The organism is Janthinobacterium sp. PSRC1-1, assembly GCF_049897525.1.
Lineage (GTDB): Bacteria > Pseudomonadota > Gammaproteobacteria > Burkholderiales > Burkholderiaceae_D > Janthinobacterium > Janthinobacterium tructae.
In genome coordinates this window covers 99,457-120,797 of sequence record NZ_JAFCWK010000002.1, presented here as the reverse complement: position 1 = coordinate 120,797, position 21,341 = coordinate 99,457, and the positions used below count along the sequence as shown (strand labels likewise).

The following is a 21,341-nucleotide window of genomic DNA, read 5'->3' as shown; positions in this document are numbered from 1 at the left end:
CTTGCCCCCATCCTTATGTGAGATGGCTATTGTAGCCGCCAAACAGGGGCGCGTTTCAGGCGTGCGCGCCTTGCCTTCCGCGTGGATCGGCCGTATGTTGAAGGCATATCAATCATTGGAATGCACCATGACCCAGACCGACTTTGCCAGCACCGCCCTTCCTCTGTATTCCATCGCCGAACTGCGCGCCATCGAACAAGCCGCCATGCGCGACCTGCCGCCAGGGCTGCTGATGCAGCGTGCGGGCCAGGCCGCCGCCAGTGCCGCCCTGAAGCTGCTGCACGCCACGGAAGACGGCGACGAAGCGGGCCACCGGCGCGTGCTGGTGCTGGCCGGCCCCGGCGACAACGGCGGCGATGCGCTGGAAGCGGCCGCGCACCTGGCCGGCAGCGGCATCGAAGTACTGATATGGCTGGCGCCCGAGGCGCAAGCCACCTCGCCCGAGCGCGAGCAGGCGCTGAGCCGCGCACGCAACAGCGCCGCGCGCCTGATGGAAGCGGCAACGTCCACGGCGTCGGCGGCGGTGGGCGCCGCACCGTGGCACCTGGTCATCGACGGCCTGTTCGGCATCGGCGCGTCGCGCCCGCTGGACGGCGAATGCCGCGACATGGCGCAGCTGGTCAACAATCTCGATAGCCCCGTGCTGGCGCTCGACGTACCCAGTGGCCTGCACGCGGACACGGGCGCCATCGACGGCGTCGCCATCCGCGCCACGCATACGCTCACCTTCATCGGCGACAAGCCAGGCCTGCACACGGCGAATGGCCGCGACCATGCGGGAGAAGTGGAAGTGGCCGCGCTGGCCATCGACCCTGCACTGCTGCCTGCGGCGAAAGCACAGCTGGGCGGCCTGCACCTGTTCGCGCGCCAGCTGCAGCCGCGCCGGCAAAACACGCACAAGGGCAGCTACGGCAGCGTGGCCATCATCGGCGGCGCGCACGGCATGGCGGGCGCGCCCATCCTGGCGGCGCGCACGGCCCTGCATGCGGGCGCGGGAAGAGTGTATATCGCCTTTCCCGACACGCCGCCCGCGTTTGACAGCGGCCAGCCGGAGCTGATGTGCCGCCGCGCCCAGGACGTGGATTTTTCGGGCCTGCACTTTGCCGCCCTCGTGGCCGGGCCAGGCCTGGGCGACGACGGCGATACGGTGGAACTGCTGCAGCGCACGTTCGAGAGCGACAGCCCGCTGCTGCTCGACGCCGATGCGCTGAACCTGATGGCGGCCGAGCCGGAACTGCAATCGGCGCTGGCCGTGCGCACGGGCGCGGGGGCGACGATATTGACGCCGCACCCGCTGGAAGCGGCGCGCCTGCTCGACATGACGGTGGCCGAGGTGCAAGCCGACCGCCTGGGCGCGGCGCGCCAGCTGGCGGCCCAGCTGGGCGTCATCGTGGTATTGAAAGGGTCGGGCACGGTGATCGCCGCGCAGGATGGCAGCGTGGTGGTCAACAACACGGGCGGCCCCGCGCTGGCGACGGCCGGCACGGGCGACGTGCTGTCAGGCCTGTGCGGCAGCCTGCTGGCGCAGGGCTGGCCCGAATGGGAAGCGGCGCTCGGCGCCGTGTGGCTGCACGGCGCGGCGGCCGATGCGCTGGTGGCGACAGGCAGCGGCCCGATCGGGCTGACGGCCGGGGAATTGATCCCGGCCATCCGCAAGCTGATCAATGCCTTGTCGGCATAGGTATGCGGTGCGGTGGTGTTGGATTACGCTGCGCTAATCCAACCTACGGCCCGGAGGTCGGGTAGGTCGGGTAGGTCGGATTAGCGCGCCAGCGCGTAATCCGACAAACACCAGCAGCAATTACACCAGTCGGGTAGGTCGGATTAGCGCAGCGCGTAATCCGACAAACACCACCAGCAATCACACCAGCCTGCCCGCCGCAATCGTGATGGTGCGGCCGCAGCGGGCCGCAATGGAACTGTCATGCGTGACGAGCACCAGGGTCGAGCCCCGTTCGCGGTTCAGCTCGAACATCAGCTGGATCACGGCCTCGCCCGTGGCGGCGTCCAGGCTGCCCGTCGGCTCGTCGGCGAACAGCAGCGGCGGCTGCGTGACAAAGGCGCGGGCCAAGGCCACGCGCTGCTGCTCGCCGCCGGACAGGTATTTCGGATAGTGCTTCAGGCGGCTGCCCAGGTTGACTCTGCCCAGCATGGCTTGCGCCTTTTCCTTCGCATCGGGGTCGCCGCGCAATTCCAGCGGCAGCATGACGTTTTCCAGCGCCGTCAGGTGGGCCAGCAGCTGGAAGGACTGGAAGACGAAACCGAGCTTTTCCTTGCGAAAACCGGCGCGGCCGTCTTCGTCGAGGGCGAAGATATCGGTGCCATCGAGGATGACCTTGCCCTCGCTGGGCGTGTCGAGGCCGGCCAGCAAGCCCAGCAAAGTCGACTTGCCGGAACCAGAGGCGCCGACGATGGCCAGCGTCTCGGCCGTTTGCACGGTAAAATCGACTTGATGCAGGATGGTCAGCTCACCATCGGCATCGGGTACGCGCTTGGCCAGCTGGACCACTTCGATGGCCGGCCGGGCATTTTGGCTGTTGGGTGTGGCGGGCCGCTGGGCCGCCGCGTCGGACGGGAGAAAACTGGTGGAAGTCGCTTTAGGGAATTCGGGCATGCTGATCTATCTTAAAAAATTTCGTGAACAAATAAGTGTCGAGGGCAGCAGCCGCATGCGGCGGCGCACCTTGTCCTTGCTTCCTGCGGCAGCCCTGCTCCTGGTGTCAGGCATGACGAACGCCTATTCTGCACCAAAAACGCTGCTGGTGCTCGGCGACAGTCTCTCGGCCGAATATGGTCTGGCGCGGGGGACGGGCTGGGTGGCGCTGCTGGAACAGCGGCTGGCGGCGCAAAAGAACGACACGCGCATCGTCAACGCCAGCATCAGCGGCGAAACCACCAGCGGCGGCCGCGCGCGCCTGCCCGCCCTGCTGAGCAAACACCAGCCCGACGTCGTGCTGATCGAACTGGGCGCCAACGACGGTTTGCGCGGCTTGCCCGTGGCGGCCGCCGAAGCGAATCTGCGCGCCATGGGTGAGGCAGCCAAAAAAGCGGGCGCGCAGGTGGTGCTGGTGGGCATGCGCATGCCACCGAACTATGGCCGCGCCTATGGCGAGCAGTTTTATGGCGTGTACGGCAAGCTGGCCAAGGAATGGAAGGCGCCGCTGGTGCCCTTCATGTTCGAAGGCATCGCCGACCAGCCGCAGCTGTTCCAGGCCGACCGCATGCACCCGAATGCGCAGGCGCATCCGACGATTTTGAAAAATATCTGGCCGCAACTGGCGCCTTTGCTGAAAGCCAAGTAAGCCAAGTAATCCAGCCAATTTGGCAGACAAAAAAATAGCCGCTCGAAAGCGGCTATTTTTATGCGTGGAAACTAAATCTTACGGCGCTTCCGGCGCGGCGGCGGCCGGTGCGGTGACCGGCTTGACGATCTTCACCTTGGCCTTGGCTTTCAGGTACTCGACGTAATCGAACATTTCCTGTTGTGCCAGGATGCCGCTGATCTGGTCTTTCTCTTGCTGGCGGCGCGCTGCATCCACTTGCGCCGGCTGCTGCACCTTGCCGATGCGGTAGATGCCGTAGCCCAGGGCTGGCAGGTCCACGCCCACGTAGGCTGGCAGCTTGCTCGTGTCGGCTTTCATCACTTGCGCGATGGCGGCGCGGTTGATGCCGTCGAGCTTGCTGCGCGACACCCATTGCGCCGCGCCGAAACCGGTCGCGTCACCGGAAGCCTTCAAGGCGGCCAGCTTGGCTTCGCCGGCTTTCTTGGCCAGCTTTTCCGCTTCTTCCATCGTCACGCGCTGACGGATCATCGCTTCGACTTCAGCCAGCGGACGCTTGCTGGCTGGCTTGAATTCCACCACGCGGCCAGCGATCAGCACGTTCGGTGCGACGGTGACGGCTTCCGTGTTGCGCTTGTCTTTCAGCGAGTCGTTCGAGAAGATGGCGGTCAGGAACTTGGCGTTGTTGAACGGCGCCTTGCCCAGTGCTGGCGACGGCGTGCGCGACAGGTTGGCGACGCTTTCCACTTTCAGTTTCAGCTTGTCGGCCACCGGTTTCAGGCTGTCCGATTGCTCGTAGACCGTGTTGGTGAACGTTTCCGCCATTTCCGAGTATTTCTTGGCAGCAAATTGCTTGCGCAGGTCGGCTGTGATTTCACCGCGTACTTCATCGAGTGCCTTGACGTGCTGTGGCTTGAGCGAGGTGACGGTCAGGATGTGGTAGCCGAAATCGGAAGCGACGACATCGCTGATTTCGCCTTGCTTGAGTTTGCTTACCGCGCTCAGCAGTGGTGCTGGCAAGCCATCCTTGCCAATCACGCCCAGGTCGCCGCCCTGTTCCGCGGAGGCCGGGTCTTCCGACTTGGCTTTGGCCACGGCGGCAAAGCTGGCAGGCGTTTTGCGCACGTCAGCGAGGATCGCTTCAGCCTTGGCCTTGGCGGCTGCCTTGTCGGCGGCCGAGGCGTCTTTCTTGACGGCTACGAGGATGTGGCTGGCCTGGCGCGCTTCTGGCGTCGTGTAGGCTTTCTGGTTCTTCGCGTAGTAGCCGGTGACGTCGGCCTCGGTGACGTCGACTTGCTCGCCGGCAGCGCTGTCGTCGAGCACGACGTATTCGATCTTGGCTTGTTCCGGAATTTCGAAGAACTTGCTGTTCTTGTCATAGAAAGCCTTGATCATGGCGTCCGTCACTTTGACTTCCGGCACGTACTGGGTGATCGGCAACAGCAGTTCCTGCACTTCACGCTCTTCCGAGGTGATGTCGGACAGGCGCTTGGAGACGGTGTTCGGCGCGAAGGCGGTGCCTTGCACGGCGCCAGCGAGTTGCTGCAGGGCCATATCGCTGCGGCGGCGCGCATCGTATTGCTGTGGGGACATGCCTTGCGCGGCCAGCATGGCCTTGTAGCGTTCCAGGTCGAATTTACCGTCCGGCAAGGTCAGGCCTGGGATTTCCAGCACTTCCTTTTGCAGTACGGCATCGCTGATGACCAGGTGGCTACGGCCCACTTCGGCAGCCACGGCGCGCTCGGCGATCAGGTTGTCGAGGATGCTCTGGCGCGCTTCCGGCGTGTCGAACATTTTCTGGTCGAACTGCTCGCCCATCATCTGGCGGTAGCGGTCGATCTGCTGGCGTTGCGCTTCTTCATATTGCTGCTGCGTAACGACCTGGTCGCCGACCTTGGCGATGGTGTTCGCGCCATCGCCGAAGCTTTGGTAGCCGCTGATACCGACCAGTGCAAAAGACGGGACGATGACCAGCATCAAGAGAAACTGCATCAAGCGTCGATGGGTACGAATAAATTCAAACATGGTCAGCCAATTCGGGATGAGTGGATCACTATAAAAAAAGGCGAACATGCGTTCGCCTTGATTTCTTCGGCGGAATGGACGGGACAGATGTCCACTTCCCCTTTAGATTCAACAACTTGGCGCTGGAACTAAAGCAGGATTCTGACGCCCAAGCCATTATCTCCTGATTCTACAATGCCCATAGCGCTATAGCAAGAGTAAATCAGGGCGCGCGCCCTGCCCTGGCGCCGCGTGGACGGCAAGGCGCCGGGCTCGCACATTTAACCGGACGCAGCTTAAAGCTGATTTAAACGCAGGCTTTTTTATGCAGAACGGCGGACGGGATTTTAAAAGCAGGTGCGCCGAGATAATCTGGCGCTGAAAAAGAAAAACCCGCGCTACTTATTCAGCAGCGCGGGCTTCTATATTCTGGCGGAGCGGACGGGACTCGAACCCGCGACCCCCGACGTGACAGGCCGGTATTCTAACCAACTGAACTACCACTCCTTAAGAGCGTATTTTTTTGGCGGAGCGGACGGGACTCGAACCCGCGACCTCCGACGTGACAGGCCGGCATTCTAACCAACTGAACTACCACTCCGAAAAATACACAGTACTGCTTGCATCTGTATCCAGGGTTGCGATTCGCAGAACTTCAACCCTGAAATCGCGGCACCCGAAAGCGCCGCCAAATGTTTCCGGTGATTGTCACCTCACCGAAGTCCGTTAGTTTACAGCATCCTTCAAAGCTTTACCAGCTTTAAATTTTGGAACTTTTGCTGCTTCGATCGTGATCGCTTCTTTCGTACGCGGATTGCGGCCGGTACGCTCAGCGCGTTCGCTGACCGAGAAAGTGCCAAAACCAACCAGCGTTACGCTGTCGTTGTTTTTCAAAGTTTCCGTCACGCCACCGATAACAGCGTCGAGTGCGCGCGCAGCGGCGGCTTTGGAAATGTCAGCTTTTTCAGCAATGTGGTCGATCAATTCAGTCTTGTTCACTAGCATCCCCAATTACAAAGGTATAAAACGATTACCGTATCGTTGCGGCACTTTTGGCACCACAGCTGTCCGGCGAAAAAAATGTGCAGGCGTATTAAACAAGCCACACTGTATATGTGTCAAGCGCTTTGGGGGCGCAATTCACGTTTCAATATAAAACAAGCGCTCTAAAAGCGCTTGTTTGGGGAAAACAGGGGTAAAACGTTAGTGTTTTACCACCTCGCCAGCCGCGTCAGGCTTGGCCGCGGCAGCCGTGACAGCCTCCACTGCAGCGACTTCCACCAAAGGTTCCGGCATGCGCTCAAGGGCGATTTCCAGCACTTTGTCGATCCAGCGCACGGGCACAATCTCCAGTTTGTTCTTGACGTTGTCCGGAATTTCGGCCAGGTCTTTCACATTCTGTTCTGGAATCAGGACCGTCTTGATGCCGCCGCGATGGGCCGCCAGCAGCTTTTCTTTCAGGCCGCCGATCGGCAATACTTCGCCGCGCAAGGTGATCTCGCCCGTCATCGCCACGTCGGCACGCACGGGGATGCCCGTGTAGACCGATACCATCGCCACCGTCATGGCCGCGCCAGCCGAAGGACCGTCCTTCGGTGTCGCGCCTTCCGGCACGTGGATGTGGATGTCGCTCTTCTCGAACACGTCCGCCTTGATGCCCAGGCGCTGTGCCCGGCTGCGCACCACCGTGCGGGCGGCCTCGATCGACTCTTTCATGACGTCGCCCAGGGTACCGGTGCGGATGATGCCGCCCTTGCCCGGCATCGACACGGCTTCGATGGTCAGCAGATCGCCGCCCACTTCCGTCCATGCCAGACCGACCACCTGGCCTACCTGATTTTCTTTCTCTGCGACACCGAAATCATAGCGGCGCACACCGAGGAATTTATCCAGGTTCTTCGAGTTGACGATGACTTTCTTGTCGGATTTCTTCAGCAGCAGCATCTTCACCACCTTGCGGCAGATCTTCGACACTTCACGCTCGAGCGAACGCACACCGGCTTCCCGCGTGTAGTAGCGGATGATGTCGCGCAAGGCCGACTCGGCCACCGAGATTTCCTCTTCCTTCAAGCCATTGTTCTTGATCTGCTTCGGCAGCAGATAACGCTGCGCGATGCTGGTCTTTTCATCTTCCGTGTAACCGGACAGACGGATCACTTCCATGCGGTCAAGCAAGGCTGGCGGAATATTGTACGAGTTCGACGTGGCCACGAACATCACGTCCGACAAGTCGAAATCGACTTCGATGTAATGGTCGGAGAACGTGTGGTTCTGTTCCGGATCGAGCACTTCCAGCAGAGCCGACGAAGGATCGCCACGGAAATCGGCACCCATCTTGTCGACTTCATCGAGCAGGAACAAGGGATTGCGCACGCCGACTTTCGACAGCGATTGCAAGATCTTGCCCGGCATCGAGCCGATGTAGGTGCGGCGGTGGCCGCGGATCTCGGCTTCGTCGCGCACGCCGCCCAGAGCCATGCGCACGAACTTGCGATTCGTCGCGCGGGCGATGGACTGGCCCAGCGAGGTCTTGCCGACGCCCGGAGGACCGACGAAGCACAGGATAGGCGCTTTGAGCTTGTCGACGCGCTGTTGCACCGCGAGGTATTCCAGGATGCGTTCCTTGACCTTGTCGAGGCCGTAGTGGTCGCCTTCGAGCACTTTTTCCGCATTCGCCAGGTCGTTATTGACCTTGGATTTCTTTTTCCAAGGCAAGTTGACCAGGGTGTCGATGTAGTTGCGCACGACGGTGGCTTCGGCCGACATCGGCGACATCAGCTTGAGCTTTTTCAGCTCGTTGGTAGCCTTGTCGAGCGCTTCCTTCGGCATTTTGGCCGAAGCGACTTTTTTCTCCAGCTCGTCGAGGTCGGCACCATCTTCGCCCTCGCCCAGCTCTTTCTGGATCGCCTTGACTTGCTCGTTCAGGTAGTACTCGCGCTGCGATTTTTCCATCTGGCGCTTGACGCGACCACGGATGCGTTTCTCCACCTGCAAGATGTCGAGCTCGCCTTCGAGCTGACCCAGCAGATGTTCGAGGCGCTTGGCCACGCTGAAAATTTCCAGGATGACTTGTTTTTGCTCCAGCTTCAGGGGCAGATGCGCGGCCACCGTATCGGCCAGGCGGCCGGCATCATCGATGCCCGACAGGGACGCGAGGATTTCTGGAGGAATCTTTTTGTTCAGTTTGACGTACTGGTCGAACTGCTGCACGATTGCGCGGCGCATGGCTTCGACTTCCGACTCGTCGCCCGGCTCGGACTCGAGCGGCGTCAGGTCGGCGATGAAGTGCGTCGGCGCATCGCTGATGTGGTTGATTCGGGCACGCTGTGCGCCTTCGACCAGCACCTTGACGGTGCCATCGGGCAGCTTCAGCATTTGCAGAATATTGGCGACACAGCCAATTTCATAGATATCCGAAGGGGACGGCTCGTCCTTCGCGGCTGCTTTTTGAGCGGCAAGCATGATGCTCTTGCCGTTCTCCATCGCAGCTTCCAGCGCCTTGATCGACTTTGGACGGCCAACGAACAGCGGTATCACCATATGCGGGAAAACGACGACATCCCGCAACGGCAATAACGGCAGTTGAGTTTGCTCAGTTAATTTGGAAGTTGTCATGGCGTACCTTATAGAAAGCGTGTTTACGATGTTGGCGCTCGCTGCCAAAACACAAGACCGGCGAGAATAAATAATTCTGTGAAACAAACATAAAGTCTATTTCGCAAAACACACCCGCATGACTGTAACAAATGCAGTTTTCACAGTAAAAAAGCCACACGCAGCTAAGCGCCGCGAGTGGCTTTACGATTGAAGCCTGCACTCATTGATTTAAATTGTACTGCCATGCATTAAGGAATCAAAACCCTTTTTATGCATTTGTCTCAGCAGTAATCAATTTTCTCCGGAGGCCTTGGCAGTCTCTTGATAAATCAACAAAGGTTTGGCGCCGCTGGTGATGGTATTTTCGTCGATGACGACCTTCACCACATTTTGTTCGCTCGGCAGTTCGTACATGACGTCCAGCAAAGCATGTTCCAGGATGGAACGCAGACCACGGGCACCGGTCTTGCGCGCCAGCGCCTTCTTGGCGATCGCATGCAGGGCGGCCGGACGAATCTCCAGTTCCGCGCCTTCCATCTCGAGCAGCTTCGAATACTGCTTGATCAGCGCATTCTTCGGCTCGACCAGGATCTGGATCAGCGCCTCTTCCGTCAATTCCGCCAGGGTGGCGATGACGGGCAGACGGCCGACCAGCTCCGGGATCAGGCCGAACTTGACCAGATCTTCCGGTTCCGCTTGCAACATCAGTTCGCTGGCCGAGCTTTGCGACTTGCTGCGCACCGTGGCCGAGAAGCCGATGCCGCTCTTTTCGGAACGGTTGGCGATCACTTTCGACAGGCCGTCAAAGGCGCCGCCGCAAATGAACATGATGTTGGTCGTGTCGATCTGCACGAAATCCTGGTTCGGGTGCTTGCGGCCGCCTTGTGGCGGCACGGAAGCCATCGTGCCTTCGATGAGTTTCAACAAGGCTTGCTGCACGCCCTCGCCCGACACGTCGCGCGTGATGGACGGATTGTCGGACTTGCGCGAAATCTTGTCGATTTCATCGATGTAGACGATGCCGCGCTGGGCTTTCTCGACGTCATAGTTGCAGCTTTGCAGCAGCTTCTGGATGATGTTTTCCACGTCTTCACCCACGTAACCGGCTTCGGTCAGGGTGGTGGCGTCGGCGATCACGAACGGCACGTTGAGCATGCGCGCCAGGGTCTGTGCCAGCAGGGTCTTGCCCGAGCCGGTAGGACCGACCAGCAAGATGTTGCTCTTGGCCAGTTCGATGTCGTCTTTCTTGCCCAGGTGCTTGAGGCGCTTGTAATGGTTGTACACCGCCACCGACAGGATGCGCTTGGCAGTCTGCTGGCCGATCACGTACTGATCGAGCAAGGCGGCAATTTCTTGCGGCGTCGGCAGGTCGGATTTGGTACCGGTCACCGTCTCGATGCTCGACGTTTCATCACGGATGATGTCGTTGCACAGGTCGATGCACTCGTCGCAAATGAACACGGACGGGCCGGCGATGAGTTTCTTCACCTCGTGCTGGCTTTTGCCGCAGAACGAGCAATACAGTAATTTTTCGCCGCTAGAGGATTTTTTGTCTGACATAAGGCATTTTGGTTGGAACTGCATTAACAATATTGCAAAATCGCAAGCCGGATATTGGTTGCTGCCCAGAAAGGCTACGACCCATGGCGCAAGTCAACAACGTGCACAAGCTCCATGCTACCCGAAATAAAAGCGAAACGCCCGAACGTTTGAGCGCCCGGGCGTTAACTTACGTACTTAGCAATACCGGTAGGGGCTCATCAAGCGCGGCTGGTCAACACTTTGTCGATCAAACCATACTCAACGGCCTCGTCGGCGGACATGAAACGGTCGCGGTCGGTGTCCTTGGCGATCTGTTCGATCGTCTGGCCCGTGCGCTCGGCCATGATGCCGTTCAAGCGGGTGCGCAGGTAAAGGATTTCCTTCGCCTGGATCTCGATGTCGGACGCCATGCCTTGCGAACCACCGGACGGCTGGTGAATCATGATGCGCGAGTTCGGCAGCGAGAAACGCTTGCCCTTGGCGCCAGCGGCCAGCAGGAAAGCACCCATCGAAGCAGCCATCCCGGTACACAGGGTCGAGACGTCCGGCTTGATGAACTGCATGGTGTCGTAGATGGCCATGCCGGCCGAGACCGAACCACCTGGCGAGTTGATGTAGAGCGAGATTTCCTTTTCCGGATTTTCGCTTTCCAGGAACAGCAGCTGGGCAACAACCAGGTTGGCCATCTGATCATTGACCGGGCCGACCATGAAAATCAAGCGTTCCTTCAGCAGGCGCGAGTAAATATCGTACGAGCGCTCGCCGCGACCGCTTTGTTCCACCACCATCGGCACCAGGCCGAGCATCTCTGTGTCCAGCGCTGGGTTACGGTTCATACCTGTCATTTCATTTCCTTGTGAAGCAGTTAGGGGATGCCGCCGCCGGCCTTACCGGCCGGGAGCGGTGTCCGGATACCAACTGGTTTACGCTTGTGCGTTGCTTCCCATCAGTTCGTCGAAAGCAACTGCTTTCGTCGTGACTTTCGACAGGCCCAACACGTAAGTGACGACGTTTTCTTCCAATACAAGGGCTTCGATCTCACCCAGACGACGACGGTCGCTGTAGTAGTACTTCAGCACTTCGCGTGGATCTTCGTAGCTTTGGGCGAAATCTTCGATTTGCGCCTTGACTTGCTCAGGCGTCGCTTGCAGGTTGTTGTCGCCTACCAGTTGCGACAGGATCAGGCCCAGGCGTACGCGACGCTCGGCTTTTTCTGCGAACAGTTCTGCTGGGAAAGGCACGTCCTTGACGTTCATGCCGCGCTGCGCCATATCCTGGCGGGTCATTTCGGCCAGGCGCTCGGAATCCTGAGCGATCAGCGTTTTTGGCACGTCCAGCTCGGCAACTTTGATCAGCGCGTCCATGACGGCTTCCTTGTTGCGTGCTTTTACGCGGCCAGCGACTTCACGTTGCAGGTTGACTTTGATGTCTTCGCGCATTTTGGCCAGGTCGCCATCGGCAACGCCCAAGGACTTTGCGAATTCGGCATCGACTTCCGGCAGGTGCGCCCATTCCAGCTTTTGCAGGGTGATGGTGAACGAGGCGGTTTTGCCGGCCACGTCCTTGCCATGGTAGTCCTCAGGGAACGACAATGGGAAAGTCTTGGACTCGCCCACTTTCAGGCCCAGGGTCGCGGCTTCGAATTCTGGCAGCATGCGGCCTTCGCCCAGCACGAAAGCGTAGCCTTCAGCTTTGCCGCCTGGGAATTCAACGCCGTCGATCGAGCCGACGAAGTCGACGGTCACGCGGTCGCCGTTGGCAGCGATCGGCTCACCGCCGTCGCCGTGTTCGCCAGCTTCACCCTTGGTGTGGAAGTGCACGCGCTGCTTGCGCAGGATATCGATGGTCTTGTCGATTTCGGCTTCCGACACTTCGGCTTGCACGGTTTCGATTTCAACGGCCGTCAGGTCGCCGATGGCGACTTCCGGATACACTTCGAAGGTTGCATCGAAAGCCAGCTGGCCTTCGGCTGCTTCTTCTTTCGGCACGATGTTCGGGAAACCGGCCACGCGCAGATTGTTTTCGTTGGCGGCGTCGTTGAACGCGCGGCCGACTTTATCGTTCAGCACTTCGGATTCAATTTGGTAGCCGTATTGTGCTGCGACCATTTTCAACGGCACTTTGCCCGGACGGAAGCCCGGTGCCTTAGCCGTACGGGCTTGCACTTTCAGGCGCTTCTCAACTTCCGTGCGGACGTCCGTCAGCGGGAAGGAGATCGTGATACGACGTTCGAGTTTGCCCAAGGTTTCGACTGCAGTTGCCATGTAAAAAATCGTCCAAAAAATAAACACTGTTGGTGCGAGAAAAGAAGACCCGACCCCTTGCGCCATCACTGGCGGCAAGACATGGGTCCAGCTTCACTCGCTCGCATATTCATCTGTAAAAGTACTGAAAACAGGACGATGGACCTGGTCTACCCGGCTGAGGGAAAAACCCGCACCAGGCACCAAACAATCCGCCGCTTCCAGTACTGCGACAGGGCTCCGAGCGTCCAGCCTTGCTTCCAAGTAAATGCAAGGCCGGCCATCATTCGGTAAAGCGTGGCATTATAACAAAGGACTTCGGGAAAGTGGCTGGCTTTGCAGCCCGGCCACAGAGGATGCCAGCGGCGGCGAATGAATCGCCACAGCCTGGATTGCCCTGTCTTTACTCTTGCCCCGGCTTTTCTTATTTCACCAGAGACAGGCTTTCCAGCCTGCTTCGTTCATTAGTATATGCGAACTGTCGCTCCGTCCGAAACAAAGAAATGCGCTCTTGACGAAGATTTCAGTCAAAAAACCTTTGATTTACCTCAATTTGGCCATTTTTCAGCAAAATCCCTGCCCTGCCGCCCGATCTCTGGCGAAAAATAGCGCGAACAAAGGCATCACGCATGACGCAAATACAGCAATGGCAACAGGAAAAACAAGAAAGACGCCTGCAACGAGGCTGAAGAACAACTTGATGGTGCTGCACCTCCGGGCTGGAACAACCCGGATTGGTGCGGATGGGGAGACTCGAACTCCCAAGCCGAAGCACTGGCTTCTAAGACCAGCGTGTCTACCAATTCCACCACATCCGCATTTTGTACTGCTTGGTACTACTTGCTCCCTGATTTTAACAACTCGGGAACGATCTGGCTACCGTGGACTGACAGAGCAAGCCCTCGGCAAAGCAAAGGCGGCATTCTACTGGATTTCCCAGAGGAATGCCGCCTTTTTTATATCAGCTTGCCAGCACTGATTCTCACGTCCCTTCCTTGTCCAGCGCCACCGGCTTCTTGACCCGGAACCAGGCCGCATACAGGGCCGGCAGGAACAGTAAAGTCAAGGCCGTCGCCAGGATCAGGCCGCCCATGATGGCCACCGCCATCGGTCCCCAAAACACCGAGCGCGACAGGGGAATCATGGCCAGCGCGGCGGCGGCGGCCGTCAGCACGATGGGGCGGCAGCGGCGGACGGCCGAATCGATGATGGCGTCCCATGGCGCCGAACCATCGTTGATGTCTTGCTCGATCTGGTCGACCAGGATCACCGAGTTGCGGATGATCATGCCGAACAGCGCGATGATGCCCAGGTTGGCCACAAAACCAAGTGGCCGGCCCAGCGCCAGCAAGGCAAAGGCAGCGCCCGCCACGCCCAGCGGCCCCGTCAGGAAGACCAGCAGGGAACGCGAGAAACTGTGCAGCTGCAGCATCAGCAGGGTGAAGATGATGAAGATGGCCAGCGGCAGGTTGGTCGCAATCGATGCTTCCGCCTCGCCGCTGTCGGCCGCCACGCCTTTCACGGTGATGCGGTAGCCGTCCGGCATCTTGGCCCGTAATGCGTCGAGCTGCGGTGCCAGCTGCGTCGAGACTGTCGCGCCCTGGATGCCGTCGACCACGTCCGACTGCACGGTAATGGCCCATTCGCGCTTGTCGCGCCAGACCACGCCCGGTTCCCACACGAAATGCACGCGGGCCAGCTGCGAGATGGGCACGGACTTGCCTGTTGCCGTCGGGATATTCGTGTCATTCAGCACGGAAATCGTCGCCCGCTCCTCCAGCGGCTGGCGCACCTGGATATCGATCAGCTTGTTGTCTTCGCGGAACTGGCCGATGACGGTGCCGGACAGTATCGTATTGGCCGCCTGCATCACGGTTTTCGAGGTGACGCCCAGCGCGCGCATCTTGTCCTGGTCCAGGTCCAGGCGCAGCACTTTCACCGACTCATTCCAGTTGTCATTGACGCCCAGAGTATTCGGATTGGCGCGCAGGACATCCTTGACCTGGTCGGCGATGGCGCGCACACCCGCCACTTCCGGCCCCGTGACACGGAATTGCACGGGATACGGCACTGGCGGCCCGTTCGGCAACAGTTTTACCCTGCCCCGCACTTCCGGGAAATCCTTCTTGAAGACATCGATGATCTTCTGACGCAGCGGCTCGCGATCCGCCAGGCTCTTCGGCAGGATCACCACTTGCGACACATTGGTCTGCGGGAAGATCTGGTCCAGCGGCAGGTAGAAACGGGGACTGCCCGTGCCCACATAACTGGTGACGCTGTCCACGCCGTCGAGCTTGCTCACAAAGGCCTCGAATTTCTTCACCTGCTTTTCATTCGCGGCAAACGTCGTGCCTTCGGGCGACCACAGTTCCACCATCAGTTCAGGACGGCTGGAATCGGGGAAGAATTGCTTTTCGATAAAGCTAAAGCCGTAAATACCCAGCGCAAAGATGGCCAGCGTGGCCGCGATCGTCGTCTTGCGCCATTCCACGCACCAGGTGACGGCGCGGCGGAAACGGCGGAAATTCGGCGTATCGAACAATTCATGGTCGTTATGCGCGTGCGGTTTGACTTTCAGCAAGACGTAGCCGATGTAGGGCGTGAAGACGACGGCCACCACCCAGGAAATGATCAGGGCCAGCGCATTCACGGAGAACAGGGAGAACGTGTATTCGCCGGCGGCCGACTTGGCCAGGCCGATGGGCAAGAAGCCCGCCACCGTGATCAAGGTACCCGTCAGCATGGGCATGGCCGTCGAGGTGTAGGCAAACGTGGCCGCATCGAAGCGCGACATGCCCTCTTCCATCTTGCGCACCATCATTTCGACGGCGATGATGGCGTCATCGACCAGCAAGCCCAGCGCGATGATGAGGGCGCCCAGCGATATCTTGTGCAAGTCGATGTCGAGCAGGCGCATGAACAGGAAGGTGACGGCCAGCACCAGCGGGATGGTCAGCGCCACCACCAGGCCCGGGCGCACGTCGATGCGCAGCGGTTTCGTGTGCAAGCCCAGCGCGACGAAGCTGACGGCCAGCACGATCAGAATGGCTTCGATCAGGGTATGCACGAACTCGCCCACAGAGGCGGACACGGCTTCCGGCTGGTTCGACACGCGCTGCAGTTCTATACCGACCGGCAACTCGCTCTTCATGCGCGTCACCGTTGCCTGCAAGGCCTTGCCCATGTCGATGATGTTGCCGCCCTTTTCCATCGATACGCCCAGGCCGATCACTTCCTTGCCATTGAAACGCATCTTGTCCTTCGGCGGATCGACGAATTCGCGTTTCACCGTGGCAAAGTCGCCGAGGCGGAAGGTGGTGCCGTTGGCGCGCAATTCCAGGTTTTCCAGGTCCTTGACGGTCACCATGGCGCCCGTCACGCGCACTTGCAGATTGTCCGTCGGCGTCACCAGCACGCCCGTGGCGTTGATGCTGTTTTGCTCGGACAATTGCTGCACGATGGCGTCAAAAGGAATACCCAGCTGGGCAAATTTCTTGTGCGAAAAGATGATATTGATCTTTTCATCCTGCACGCCGAACAGTTCCACCTTCGATACCTGCCCCACGGCCAGCAGTTCCTGGCGTACCTTGTCCGCGTAATCCTTCATTTCCGCGTAGGTAAAACCGTCGCCGGACAGGGCGAAGATGGAACCGTACGTGTCGCCGAACTCGTCATTGAAGAACGGGCCCACGACGCCGGCCGGCAAAGTGCCCTTGATGTCGCCGATCTTCTTGCGCACCTGGTACCAGGCGGCGGCCGTTTCCTTGGGCGGCGCCGATTCGCGCAGCTCCAGCAAGATCAAGGTTTCGCCCGGTTTCGAATAGCTGGTGATTTCATTGATGTACGGCGTTTCCTGCAGCTTCTTTTCCAGCTTGTCCGTCACCTGCTCGGCCATCTGCAGCGCCGTGGCGCCGGGCCAGTACGCCTGCAAGACCATGGCGCGGAAGGTGAACGGGGGATCTTCATCCTGGCCCAGGCTGGCATAGCTGAGCATGCCGCCGATCAGCAGCACGGCCATCAGGTAACGCGTCAGCGGGATGTGTTCGAGGGCCCAGCGCGACAGATTGAAGCCGCCCTTCATTTGGCAGCCCCCACGCTGACGGGGGCCGCGGCCACCGCGGGCTTGCTGGCCAGTTCGGCGCCAAGGATGGTCACTTTCTGCCCGGGCTTGAGCAGGTTGACGCCGGCCGTGACCACGGTCTGGCCCGCTTTCACGCCCGAAGTCAGCAGCAGCTCATTGCCCGCCACGCCGCCCACCGTCACCGGCACCAGCTTCACGGCACCGTTTTCCACCACCCAGACGGAGCTTTGCGACTTTTCATTGAACAGCGCCGTCAGCGGCACCTTGATCTGCGGCGTGGCCGTCTGCGAGGCGAACTGCACCACGGCCGTCATGCCCAGGCGCGCTTGCGGCGCGTCCGGGATGCTGACCTTGGCCAGGTAGGTGCGCGTGGCGGCATCGGCCACGGGCGACACGACACGTATCTTGCCGGGCAGCGCCTGCTTCGGGTCGGCCCACAGGCGCACCACCACATCCTTGACGCCGCGCAAGGTGTCAACCTTGTCTTCGGGAATGCCGATCACGACTTCCTTCTCGCCGCTCCTGGCCACTTGCACCACGGGCGTACCGGGCGCCACCACCTGCCCCACTTCGGCCTCGATGCGCGTGACGACGCCATCGACGTCGGCCAGCAAGCTGGCATAGCCGGACTGGTTGGCCTGGCCACGGTACAGGGCTTGCGCCGCTTCCACGTTCGCCTGCGCCGCCTTGTAGGTGGCATTTTTTCCATCGAGCACGGCCTGACTGACGAAATTTTTCTCGCGCAAATCCTGGTAGCGCTTCAGTTCGGCGCGCGCCAGGTCGCGGCTCGTTTCCGCGCTGACCAGCGACGCCTTGGCCTGCGCCTGAGACAGCTGCAAGTCGACGGGATCGAGCTGCATCAGCACTTGCCCCTTTTTCACGCTGGCGCCCACCTCGACCTTGCGCGCGACGATCTTGCCGCCCACGCGGAATCCCAGCTGCGACACCACGCGGGGCACGACCTCGCCCGCCAGCTCGGCACTCACATCAACATTACTGCTAGACAACACAATCGCGCGCACGGGGCGCACGTCTTCCACTTTGACGGCGGGCTTGGAACAGGCCGCCAAGGTCAGCGCCAGGGCGGCGGCGGCAATCAGCCGCAGGGCGGGCAGCGCAGGTGCGCCGGTCTCGCGGCGCAGGGTTTTCAGGGCAAACAAGGTATTTTCCTTTACTATGCGGGCTGTAATATTTTTATGCGGAGAAACTTTTTGCTTGCCGAGTGGGATAAGCCAAATTTTTTCGCACGCGATATCCTTAAATTTGTGACAATATCAGCTTGATCATGACAGGGAGTGACTCCCCCTAATGACTTTCTGGTTATTAATTATAATCGTGCGTAAAAGTTTTTAGTGACTTTTGCGTCATTAATCTTGAGCCGTACAACGTCCGCCACATTCCGCGTTGGAGGGGGGCGGACAAACGCAAGACTAGAGAAGCGTGTTCAATGCCTGTAGACCATTACGAAAATTTTCCTGTTGCATCATTTTTACTGCCGCGCCGCCTGGTGCCCGCCGTCGAAGCCATCTATGCCTTCGCGCGCAGCGCCGACGACCTGGCCGATGAAGGCGACGCCACGCCGGCCGAACGCCTGGCCTCCCTGCACGCCTACGAAGAGGCGCTGGGCCGCATCGAGCGCCACGAAGGCCATGCAGGCGAAAACGCCGCCATGTTCGAACGCCTGGCCGCCGTCATCGCCAAACACCAGTTGCCGCTCAAGCCGTTTTACGATCTGTTGTCGGCCTTCAAGCAGGATGTGCAAACGACGCGCTACGCCAGCTACGACGATGTGCTCGATTACTGCGCCCGTTCCGCCAACCCCGTGGGGCTGCTGATGCTGCACCTGTACGGCGCGGCCGATGAAGAGAATGTACGCGATTCCGATGCCATTTGTTCAGCTTTGCAACTAATTAATTTCCTGCAAGACGTCGCCATCGACCAGCAAAAAGAGCGCATCTACCTGCCGATGGAAGACTTGACCCGCTTTGCCGTCTCCGCCGCCGCCTTCGAGCGGCCCGAGGCGCACGGCAAGTGGAGCGCCCTGATGCGCTTCGAAGTGGCCCGCACGCGCGCCCTGATGCTATCAGGCGCGCCCTTGGCCCTGCGCTTGCGCGGGCGCATCGGCTGGGAACTGCGCCTGGTCGTGCAAGGGGGCTTGCGCATCCTCGAAGCCATCGAAGCCGTCAATTACGACGTGTTCAGGCGCCGCCCAAAACTGGAAAAGCGCGACTGGCTGATCATTTTCTGGCGCGCCCTGCGCATGTCGCGCAAAAGCCTGCATCAAGAGACACAAGTAAAAACGGCTTTTCCCCCGTCGCCCACTCTGTAAGACGATAGAATAGCGGCTTCGATCTGCAACCCTTGCTCTTTTGACTATGTCTCCCGACGAATACTGCCAACAAAAGGCCGCCCAGAGCGGCTCCAGCTTCTACTACAGCTTCCTGTTCCTGCCGGCCGAGCGCCGCAAGGCCATCACGGCCCTGTACGCCTTCTGCCGCGAAGTCGATGACACGGTCGATGACTGCACGGACGAAGCCGTGGCACGCACCAAGCTGGTCTGGTGGCGCAAGGAAGTCAAGGCCATGTACGAGGGCAACCCCACGCATCCCGTGATGCGCGCGCTGCAGCCGCACCTAGAAGTATATAAACTGGAAGAAAAGCATTTGCAGGCCATCATCGACGGCATGGAAATGGATTTGAACCAAAGCCGCTACCTCGATTACCAGGCCATGAGCCGCTATTGCTGGCATGTGGCCAGCGTGGTGGGCATCCTCTCGGCCAGCATCTTTGGCGCGACCCGCCCGGAAACGCTGCTGTACGCGGAAAAACTGGGCCACGCCTTCCAGCTGACCAACATCATCCGCGACGTGGGCGAAGATGCGCGCAAGGGGCGCATCTACCTGCCGATCAGCGAATTGCAGCAGTTCAATGTGACGGCGGCCGACCTGCTGAACGCGCGCCACAGCGAAGCCTTTGAAAACCTCATGCGTTTCCAGGTGGCGCGCGCGCAGAAAGCCTATGACGAAGCGTTCGCCCTGCTGCCGGCGGAAGACCGCCGCGCCCAGCGCCCGGGCCTGATCATGGCCGCCATCTACCGCACGGTGCTCAATGAAGTCGAGCGCGACGGCTACCACGTGCTGAAACAGCGCATCTCGCTCACGCCGATCCGCAAACTGTGGCTGGCCTGGAAGACCTGGGTTCGTGGCTGAGCGTAGCGTGAAGCAACGCTACGCCGTCATCGGCGCCGGCTGGGCCGGCTGCGCGGCGGCCATGGAACTGGCGCACGCCGGCCATGCCGTCACCGTCTACGAGGCGGCGCGCACCCTGGGCGGCCGCGCGCGCCGCGTCGAACGGGAAAACACGGTACTCGACAACGGCCAGCACATCTTGCTGGGCGCCTACACGGAAACCTTGCGCCTGATCAAGCTGACGGGACAAGACCCCAGCGCAATGATCCTCACCCTGCCCCTGCAGATGCGCTACCCGGCAGATTCTGGCGGCATGGATTTTCTCGCGCCGCGCCTGCCCGCGCCGTTGCATCTGGCGTGGGCCCTGCTGCGCGCCAAGGGGCTGCAGCGCGCCGACAAGCTGGCCCTGATGCGCTTTTCCACCGCCATGCGGACGATGGGCTGGCAGTTGTACAACGATTGCTCGGTGACCGAGTTGCTGCAGCGCTTTGACCAGACGGATCGTTTGAACCGGCTGATGTGGCACCCGCTGTGCCTGGCGGCGCTGAATACCCCGCCCGAGCGGGCCTCGGCCCGCGTCTTCCTCAACGTGCTGCGCGACAGCCTGGGGGCGAGCCGCCGGCGCGCCTCCGACATGCTGATCCCGAAGGCGAACCTGAGTGCCCTGTTGCCCGAGGCGGCTGCCCGCTATGTGGAACAGCATGGCGGCGCAGTGCGCACGGGCGCCAAGGTCGCCGCCTTGCGGGCCTTGCCCGATGGCCGTTGGAGACTCGATGATGGCGTCGATGACGGGGAAAGCTTTGATGGCGTGATCGTGGCCACCTCATCCGTGCAGGCCGCCAGCCTGCTGCAAGACTTGCACGATGCACGCCTGGCCGACGTCATCAATCGTATGCAGGCGTTCACGCCGGAAGCCATCAGCACCTGCTACCTGCGATACGACGCCAGCGTGCGCCTGGACTTGCCGTTTTACGCGCTCGTCGATGCGCCAGAACAACAGCACTGGGGCCAGTTCGTCTTCGACCGGGGCCAGCTCGACGCCAGCCAGGCGGGCTTGCTGGCCGTCGTCATCAGCGCCTCCGGTCCTGCCGCCGAGCAAGGCCACGCGCCGCTGGCACAAGCGATCGCGGCGCAACTGGCGCAAGTATTGCAGCGTCCGGAACTGGCCCAGCCCGTCTGGACCCAGCTGATCACGGAAAAGCGCGCCACCTTCGCCTGCACGCCGGATCTACGGCGTCCCGGCAACGCCAGCGGCGTGCCGGGCTTGCTGCTGGCAGGCGACTACACGGCCAATGCTGACCGGAAGCAAGACTATCCGGCCACCATCGAGGCGGCCGTGCGCAGCGGCGTGGCGGCGGCCAGGGCCTTCACCACGGGCAAGGCGTCAAAACAGACTTGACGCTGC

The 21,341-nt window shown here is 60.5% G+C and carries 14 protein-coding genes and 3 tRNA genes; 5 read left to right on the top strand and 12 right to left on the bottom strand.

The features are described from left to right. The first annotated feature begins 127 nt into the window (after window positions 1-127). Window positions 128-1,681: an NAD(P)H-hydrate dehydratase gene (locus ACP7DW_RS04115; RefSeq protein ID WP_426054005.1), complete on the top strand. Its 1,554-nt coding sequence runs from the start codon at window positions 128-130 to the stop codon at window positions 1,679-1,681. Window positions 1,682-1,861: 180 nt separating this feature from the next. Here the strand turns inward: ACP7DW_RS04115 and ACP7DW_RS04110 are convergent, their stop codons facing one another. Next, window positions 1,862-2,614, bottom strand: a complete 753-nt coding sequence (locus ACP7DW_RS04110; RefSeq protein WP_426054004.1) for an ABC transporter ATP-binding protein — start codon at window positions 2,612-2,614, stop codon at window positions 1,862-1,864. On the opposite strand from ACP7DW_RS04110, the gene ACP7DW_RS04105 reads away from it, so the two are divergent. Continuing rightward, on the top strand, window positions 2,613-3,302 hold the full coding sequence (locus tag ACP7DW_RS04105; protein ID WP_426054003.1) for an arylesterase: 690 nt from the start codon (window positions 2,613-2,615) through the stop codon (window positions 3,300-3,302). The two genes, ACP7DW_RS04110 and ACP7DW_RS04105, sit on opposite strands and share 2 nt — an antisense overlap. Window positions 3,303-3,380: 78 nt before the next feature. On the opposite strand, the gene ACP7DW_RS04100 is transcribed toward ACP7DW_RS04105, so the two are convergent. The 11 genes from ACP7DW_RS04100 to ACP7DW_RS04050 all read right to left on the bottom strand — a co-directional run bounded on the left by ACP7DW_RS04100 (window position 3,381) and on the right by ACP7DW_RS04050 (window position 17,908). Further along, complete coding sequence (locus tag ACP7DW_RS04100; protein WP_426054002.1) at window positions 3,381-5,306, bottom strand: SurA N-terminal domain-containing protein; 1,926 nt, start codon at window positions 5,304-5,306, stop codon at window positions 3,381-3,383. A gap of 409 nt (window positions 5,307-5,715) precedes the next feature. Then, a tRNA-Asp gene (locus ACP7DW_RS04095) sits at window positions 5,716-5,792 on the bottom strand. Window positions 5,793-5,809: 17 nt separating this feature from the next. Continuing rightward, a tRNA-Asp gene (locus ACP7DW_RS04090) sits at window positions 5,810-5,886 on the bottom strand. A 125-nt stretch (window positions 5,887-6,011) separates the two neighbouring features. Continuing rightward, on the bottom strand, window positions 6,012-6,284 hold the full coding sequence (locus ACP7DW_RS04085) for an HU family DNA-binding protein (RefSeq protein WP_010398442.1): 273 nt from the start codon (window positions 6,282-6,284) through the stop codon (window positions 6,012-6,014). Window positions 6,285-6,488: 204 nt separating this feature from the next. Beyond that, on the bottom strand, window positions 6,489-8,900 hold the full coding sequence (gene lon, locus ACP7DW_RS04080) for an endopeptidase La (protein ID WP_116744313.1): 2,412 nt from the start codon (window positions 8,898-8,900) through the stop codon (window positions 6,489-6,491). Window positions 8,901-9,173: 273 nt separating this feature from the next. After that, window positions 9,174-10,442: an ATP-dependent Clp protease ATP-binding subunit ClpX gene (gene clpX / locus ACP7DW_RS04075; protein WP_010398446.1), complete on the bottom strand. Its 1,269-nt coding sequence runs from the start codon at window positions 10,440-10,442 to the stop codon at window positions 9,174-9,176. Between the two features lie 200 nt (window positions 10,443-10,642). Next, window positions 10,643-11,260 (bottom strand): ATP-dependent Clp endopeptidase proteolytic subunit ClpP, encoded by a 618-nt coding sequence (gene clpP / locus ACP7DW_RS04070; protein ID WP_369811567.1) that lies wholly within the window; start codon window positions 11,258-11,260, stop codon window positions 10,643-10,645. Between the two features lie 87 nt (window positions 11,261-11,347). After that, window positions 11,348-12,688: a trigger factor gene (gene tig, locus ACP7DW_RS04065; protein ID WP_099764600.1), complete on the bottom strand. Its 1,341-nt coding sequence runs from the start codon at window positions 12,686-12,688 to the stop codon at window positions 11,348-11,350. Between the two features lie 714 nt (window positions 12,689-13,402). After that, a tRNA-Leu gene (locus ACP7DW_RS04060) sits at window positions 13,403-13,485 on the bottom strand. Window positions 13,486-13,649: 164 nt separating this feature from the next. Beyond that, window positions 13,650-16,748 carry an efflux RND transporter permease subunit gene (locus tag ACP7DW_RS04055; RefSeq protein ID WP_426054001.1) on the bottom strand — a complete coding sequence of 1,033 codons (3,099 nt, stop codon included), beginning with the start codon at window positions 16,746-16,748 and terminating at the stop codon, window positions 13,650-13,652. After that, complete coding sequence (locus tag ACP7DW_RS04050) at window positions 16,745-17,908, bottom strand: efflux RND transporter periplasmic adaptor subunit (RefSeq protein ID WP_426054000.1); 1,164 nt, start codon at window positions 17,906-17,908, stop codon at window positions 16,745-16,747. The genes ACP7DW_RS04055 and ACP7DW_RS04050 overlap by 4 nt, the downstream gene beginning before the upstream one ends. 287 nt (window positions 17,909-18,195) lie before the next feature. Here ACP7DW_RS04050 and hpnC point away from each other — a divergent pair, with 287 nt between their 5' ends. Genes hpnC through hpnE form a run of 3 tightly spaced genes read left to right on the top strand, consistent with a single transcriptional unit; the run spans window position 18,196 to window position 21,335 of the window. Continuing rightward, on the top strand, window positions 18,196-19,077 hold the full coding sequence (gene hpnC, locus ACP7DW_RS04045; RefSeq protein WP_426053999.1) for a squalene synthase HpnC: 882 nt from the start codon (window positions 18,196-18,198) through the stop codon (window positions 19,075-19,077). 46 nt (window positions 19,078-19,123) lie between these two features. After that, window positions 19,124-19,957 carry a presqualene diphosphate synthase HpnD gene (gene hpnD / locus ACP7DW_RS04040; protein WP_426054420.1) on the top strand — a complete coding sequence of 278 codons (834 nt, stop codon included), beginning with the start codon at window positions 19,124-19,126 and terminating at the stop codon, window positions 19,955-19,957. 7 nt (window positions 19,958-19,964) lie between these two features. Continuing rightward, window positions 19,965-21,335, top strand: coding sequence for a hydroxysqualene dehydroxylase HpnE (hpnE, locus tag ACP7DW_RS04035; protein WP_426053998.1), 1,371 nt, complete (start codon window positions 19,965-19,967; stop codon window positions 21,333-21,335). Window positions 21,336-21,341: the final 6 nt, after the last annotated feature.